The 6943-nt window shown below is 40.3% G+C and carries 3 protein-coding genes and 1 pseudogene; 2 read left to right on the plus strand and 2 right to left on the minus strand.

The features are described 5' to 3' along the window. Positions 1-510, minus strand: a pseudogene (locus AAC037_RS16340) (hypothetical protein); the annotation flags it as partial. A 292-nt stretch (positions 511-802) separates the two neighbouring features. Continuing rightward, positions 803-3028 (minus strand): sodium-translocating pyrophosphatase, encoded by a 2226-nt coding sequence (locus AAC037_RS16345; RefSeq protein WP_339904035.1) that lies wholly within the window; start codon positions 3026-3028, stop codon positions 803-805. 483 nt (positions 3029-3511) lie between these two features. On the opposite strand from AAC037_RS16345, the gene AAC037_RS16350 reads away from it, so the two are divergent. Then, positions 3512-5911, plus strand: coding sequence for an alpha/beta fold hydrolase (locus tag AAC037_RS16350; RefSeq protein ID WP_339904036.1), 2400 nt, complete (start codon positions 3512-3514; stop codon positions 5909-5911). A gap of 128 nt (positions 5912-6039) precedes the next feature. Next, positions 6040-6943: PVC-type heme-binding CxxCH protein (locus AAC037_RS16355; RefSeq protein WP_339904037.1), on the plus strand; the 904-nt coding region annotated here is incomplete at its 3' end.

The following is a 6943-nucleotide window of genomic DNA, read 5'->3' on the forward strand; positions in this document are numbered from 1 at the left end:
AATGGTCATCAAGCCGGAAATATTAATTTTTTGATCTTGCGCATATATCAACAAATCCTCTGCTTCCTGCTCAAACACACCATTCTTTTGGGGCTCTTTTCCCAAATTTACTTCCATAAAAAACACCTTAGGAATACCATCAGGTACTTTATATTTCACCAAAAAATCTATTTCCCTTTTTGATGATACAGACTCGATGGTATCAAAATTTTGAAGCACAGCCTTAATTTTATTTGTTTGCAATTTTCCAAAATATTGCCTAATGATTTGAGGATGATTTGCTTTCAAGGTTTTTAATTTTGGAACACCTTCTTGAACATATTTTTCTCCAAAATCAATATGCCCAAGACTAGAAAGAAAGACAAGGTCTTCCACAGGTCTACCATTGCAGGCAAGACAAATCGTTCCACCTCTTTTTAAGAAACTATCAATTATAGGTTGCCCAATAAATTGAAAATAGTTTTCTCTTAGGACCTCAGTTTTCTGGGGCAATGAGAGTTCGTACGCCATTTTTTTTATTTCAATAGGGTTGAGTTAAGCTACTATTAACCAAAGCCTTTTCCCTTTGGATTTTATCTTTTTATCCAAGCCTATGGATATCATTTTTAGGCAAAAAATAAAAAACCACTTCCACATAAATATACCTTGTATTTTTACAATGGCACTAGGTACAATCGCTTCCCAAAACATCTTTTAGAAGGTATATGAGAGGGTTATTAAAACTCAAACTGATAAATCCAGCGAGAAAAATGCTTAAAAAAACGGTCTCCATAATATATTATGGAGACCAACAAGTCCTTTATTAATCAATCTTTAGCAATTCTGCTGTAGGTTGTTTTACAGACTCTTCCTGAACAATCCTTTCTGTATCTGATTTCAATTTTACATTTTCAGAAATACCCAACGGACTATCCAAAGGAATATATGGCGCAATTACTATGGAAACGATGGATGTCAATTTGATTAGGATATTCATAGATGGCCCTGAAGTATCCTTAAATGGATCACCTACTGTATCTCCTGTTACAGAAGCCTTGTGTGGCTCTGATCCTTTGTAATACATTTCACCATCGATCTCTACACCTTTTTCGAATGATTTCTTGGCATTGTCCCAAGCGCCACCGGCATTGTTTTGAAAAATTCCCATCAAAACACCAGAGACGGTTACACCGGCTAACATCCCTCCCAGTACCTCATGGCCAAAAAGAAAGCCTACAATAATAGGGGAAATAAGTGCTATGGCTCCCGGGGCCACCATTTCTCTAATGGAAGCTTTGGTAGATATTTCTACACATTTCTCATAATCCGGCTTGGTTTCAAATTGCATGATACCTGGAATTTCCTTGAATTGCCTTCTTACTTCATTCACCATATCCATGGCTGCTCTCCCCACTGCTGCAATTGCAAGGGCTGAAAAGATAAAGGGAATCATTGCCCCAACAAATAAGCCCGAAAGCACATCTGCCTTATAAATATCAATCGTAGTAATCCCTGAGATCCCTACATAGGCTGCAAACAATGCCAAAGCAGTCAATGCTGCGGAAGCGATGGCAAATCCTTTTCCACTAGCAGCTGTGGTATTTCCTACAGCATCAAGTATATCTGTTCTTTCTCTTACCTCTTTGGGTAAACCGGCCATTTCGGCAATCCCCCCAGCATTGTCTGCAATTGGTCCAAAGGCATCTATGGCCAATTGCATGGCTGTGGTAGCCATCATACCTGCAGCAGCTATGGCTACACCGTATAAGCCTGCGGACATATAAGAAGTAAAAATACCCGCAGCCAAAACTAAGATTGGAAGTACTGTGGATTGCATGCCTACAGCTAAACCTCCGATGATATTGGTGGCATGCCCCGTAGAGGATTGTTTAATGATTGAATTGACGGGACCTTTGCCCATTGCCGTATAGTACTCTGTAATGATACTCATTAGGGCACCTACAATCAGACCTATAAAAACTGCTCCAAACACGCCCATTTTAGTGAAGGAAGCGGAATTTAACCTTGACATTACCAAATCACCATCCGGCAACATATAGTCAATAACGAAAAAAGAAGCTGCTACAGTAAGTAAAATTGAAAGCCAGTTGCCTTTATTTAATGCTGCTTGTACATTTCCATTCTCCGATTTTATTTTAACAAATAAAGTTCCTACTATAGAAAAAACCAGACCTAACCCAGCAATCACCAAAGGCAAAAGCACCGGAGCGATCCCACCAAAATTATCATTACTTACAATCTCTCTACCCAAAACCATGGATGCTAAAATAGTCGCTACATAAGATCCAAACAGGTCTGCTCCCATCCCGGCTACATCTCCTACATTATCTCCTACATTATCTGCTATAGTAGCAGGGTTACGCACATCATCTTCCGGTATTCCGGCCTCCACTTTACCTACCAGGTCCGCTCCAACATCTGCAGCTTTGGTGTAAATTCCTCCACCTACTCTGGCAAAAAGAGCAATGGACTCGGCTCCTAAAGAAAAGCCTGCCAACACTTCAAGTGCTGTTTCCATTTCATGACCATTCACATCTCCGCCTGTAGAGATTACAAACATATTGTAAAAAATTATAAACAGACCTCCCATGCCCAATACAGCTAAGCCTGCCACCCCAAGTCCCATTACAGTACCTCCGGTAAATGAAACATTCAGCGCTTTAGCAAGGCTGGTTTTGGCAGCTTCAGTTGTTCTAACATTGGATTTAGTGGCAATTTTCATTCCTAGGTAACCTGCAAAAGCAGAAAGTACCGCTCCTATTATGAAGGCTATAGCAATAACAGGACTGGAGTTGTCTAACAATGTGCCGGACCAACCCAGAATAATGGCAGCAATGACCACAAAATAGCCCATTACCTTCCATTCTGCTTTTAGAAATGACATGGCACCTTTGGCTATATACCCTGCCAACTCTACCATTTTTTCATCGCCTGTAGGTTGCTTTGTAACCCAGGCCGATTTTATGGCCATAATCAAAAGGCCTAGAATACCCAAAAAAGGGACCAAATAGAGAAATAATTGTTCCATACTGACTGTTAAAAGAATTTGGATTTATTTTAATTTGGACAAATATATTATTATTCCACTCGCCACCAAGAAAGAAAAGCTAAAAGATACTTCTTACACCGAAATACCGTAATATTCTATCCTATTTCGAAAAGATTGCATTATCTATTGCCTAAACACGCACTATAACCGCAATTTTTAATTTCTAAACTAAATTTATTCCCATATTATTAATCTAACCCTATTTTCTTTAAAAATTAAAAAACCATCGATCAGGAAAGAATTTTACCGCTGAAGACATCCATGATAGGAATTTTTGCATTTTTATTTGTATTTGTTATTCTGAAAAGGATTGCACTTCCTAACTTACCTAGGGTACAAAGGATTCTGGGTTTGAGAATGTCTCCATTGAAGTTCCTGAGTCTAATTGCCCCTCATTTGCAGATGTAGTATAGACTGACTATCAAAGGAATTAAACCTTAATATAACTTAATTTTAACCACTATGAAGTTCTTCAAATTTAGCCTATACCTATTTATAGCTATCCTTTACCTCTTTCCACTGAAAGGCTTCGCCCAAGAAAAAGGGCTTACCTTGGCACTATTTGATGTAGATGCTACCCCTCCAATTGGAAGCTTGCTGGCCTATGACCCCTTAGAGAAAAAAGACGATCTTGGCTTGCGTGCAAAAGGAGTGGTCATTTCAGGTAGTGGTTTACCCATAGTAATTTGTGCCATAGACTGGATTGGCATCGCCAATGAAAGTCAGGATGCCTTTAAATCGCGACTTGCCAAAGCAGCATCAACTATACCATCCCGGGTAGCTGTACATACACTTCACCAGCATGATGCGCCTATTAGTGATTGGGGAGCAGAGAAGATTTTAAAAGAGGCTGGCTTGGATCCGAAGGCCTATGAAAGTTCTTTTGACAAGGTTTTACTAGATAATTTGGATAGGGCTATCATTAATGCGTTGAAAAACCCTCAACCCATTACACATATAGGAACAGGTAAAGGAATTGTAGAAAAAGTAGCCTCAAACAGGAGGATTTTAGGAGCCGATGGGCATGTAGCCTATACCAGAACTTCTTCCACAAAGGACAAAAAAATCAGGGATTTTCCGGAAGGCTTAATTGATCCTGAAGTTTCTTTGGTAAGCTTCTGGAATGAAGAGGAGCCTCTGGCTGTGTTTAGTTATTATGCCGTTCACCCGCAAAGTTATTACCTGACCAAAATTGCTAATCCGGATTTTCCGGGAATAGCAAGGTATATGCGTCAATTGGCTGTTCCCGATGCCATGCATGTTCACTTTAATGGCGCAGGGGCTAATGTTACCGCCGGGAAATACAATGATGGTGCAAAGATCAACCGAAAAATCCTTGCGGAAAGGCTCGCTAAGGGAATGGAAGCTGCCTGGAAAAGTACCGTTAAAACAAAAATCACTAGTGATGATGTCTATTGGCAACAAGAGCCAATATTACTATCCCCCAAAGAAAGCCTACCGGAAATCGCCCAGGAAATGCGGACGCAAAATGCAAGGTGGCTTACCAATAATGTACAAAAATTGGCCTGGTACAAAAGGCAAGCTCTTGGGAAAAAAATAGATATTAGCTGTTTGACTATCGCTGATGTAAGAATACTCCACCTTCCAGGAGAACTTTTTGTTGAATACCAGTTGGCGGCAAAAGCCGAAAGAGAAGATCTGTTTGTAACCATGGCCGCCTATGGAGATTACGGACCTTTCTACATTGGCCCCTCTTCAGCCTATTCACAGGGCGGTTATGAAGTGGGAACCAGCCCGGTAACTGCGGCCGCAGAACCCATCATAATGGGAGCCATAAAAAAAATGCTTCATAGAGAAATACCGGATGATATAACAAAGAGTCCTATGGTATTGGAATCCGAAAGTAAAAACCCTTTGCGCACATTGGATCAATGGGAAGCTAAAAAGGCTTCTTGGAAAAGCAAAATGGCTTCAATCATGGGTACGCTTCCTCCAAGGGGTCACTTGGAAAAACCTGATTTAATTTACGGAGATTCTGCCGTTGCTGAAAACTACACCAAACATCACATTACCTTTGCAAGTGATGAGCGTAACGAAGTGACTGCCTTCCTTTATATTCCCCATACCATTAAGGCAAAAGCACCGGCCATGCTTGTTCTCCACAGTACAGGGGATTTAGGTAAAAAAATAGTTGATGATCAAGGACCTCGGAAAAACCGAGGGCTTGCCAAGGAATTGGCACAGAGGGGTTATGTGGTCATTGCTCCGGATTACCCTAGTTTCGGGGAACAAAAAGATCATGATTTTTCTAAAGACGGTTTTGAATCCGGTACTTTACTGGCAGTATGGAATCACATGCGATCTGTTGATGTGCTTACCAATATGAAGCAGGTAGATCCGGACCGTATTGGCGTTATTGGTCATTCCTTAGGAGGCCACAATGCCTTATTCGTAGCGGCCCATGACCAAAGAATCAAAGCCGTGGTTACAAGTTGTGGTTGGACACCTTTTGACTATTACGATATTGGGGAAGCAGGAATAAAAAATTATGGAGGAAGATTAGGACCCTGGGCACAAGACAGGTACATGCCGGCTATCAAAAAACTATTACCGGAAGCCCAACTACCTTTTGACTTTACGCAGATAATTGCATCCATAGCTCCAAGACCAGTTTTCACCAATGCACCTTTAAATGATAGCAACTTTTCAGTAAAAGGTGTTAAAGCCGGAATAGCTGAGATTCAGCCGGTTTACAATTGGTTGGGCTACCCCGACAATTTAGTGGTCAAATACCCAAATGTCGACCATGATTTCCCTGAAAACATCAGAAAAGAGGCTTATGCTTTTTTAGACAACTTTTTTGGTTATACCCCAATAAAAAAACTGGAATTTGAAAAATGATCCCTTTCATTCCCCTTTTAAATAAAAAATAAAGGCACTTATTCAATTGAAATGTGAAAAATTTCATTTCTTTCAAGAAATATTAGATATTAGTTTATTAATCAGTTAACCATTAGCTAAAATTAATTATGAAAGGTAACGTTACCCATATTTTGTTTTCAATCTTAATACTGGGATTTTACTCCTGTAAAGAGGATAAATATGCTGAAGCACTTAGTCCAGAAGAAAGCATAGCAACCTTTAATGTTCATGAAAATTTTGAAGTAAAACTATTCGCTGCAGAACCGCATATCCAAGACCCGGTAAATGTGGTTTTTGATGAAAAAGGTATAGCCTATGCTGTAGAAATGCCCGACTACCCTTATAAACCTGAAGAGGGGAAAGGAAAGGGTGTCATCAAAAGGTTAGAAGATACTGATGGTGATGGCCTGGTGGATGCTTCAACTGTATTTGCAGAGGGCTTGGCTGATGCCACCAATTTAATGCCCTGGAAAGGAGGGCTTTTAGTAACCGCAGCCCCCCATATATACTATCTAAAGGATACCGATAATGATGGAGTAGCTGATGCCAAAACATCTGTTTTTAGTGGCTTTTTTGAAAATAATTCTGAAGCCCAAATCACCAATCTTCGATTGGGTATAGACAACTGGATCTATGCTGCCAACAATGGGCAACGGAGTGATGTCACCTATAAGGATGCGCCGGAAGAAGGCCCCTTGCAACTCCGAGGAGCCGATTTCAGGTTTCGATTGGACAAAGAATTGTTCGAAAAAGAAAGTGGTACGGCACAATTTGGTCAAACATTTGATGATTGGGGAAATAAGTTTTTCACCCAGAACACCCTTCATCTTCAACAAACAGTAATCCCTAACAGGTACCTGGAAAGACATGGGAAATTATCCAATAGCTCGGTTAATCATAATATTTCTGACCATGAGCTGGAAATGTTTCAATTGACACCTCCGCCCTACTGGAGAGCTGAGCGTACAAGAAGGAGAAATATTCAATACCAAGAACAAGAACTCAACCGTG

The sequence above is a fragment of the uncultured Cyclobacterium sp. genome (assembly GCF_963976465.1).
Classification (GTDB): Bacteria; Bacteroidota; Bacteroidia; order Cytophagales; family Cyclobacteriaceae; genus Cyclobacterium.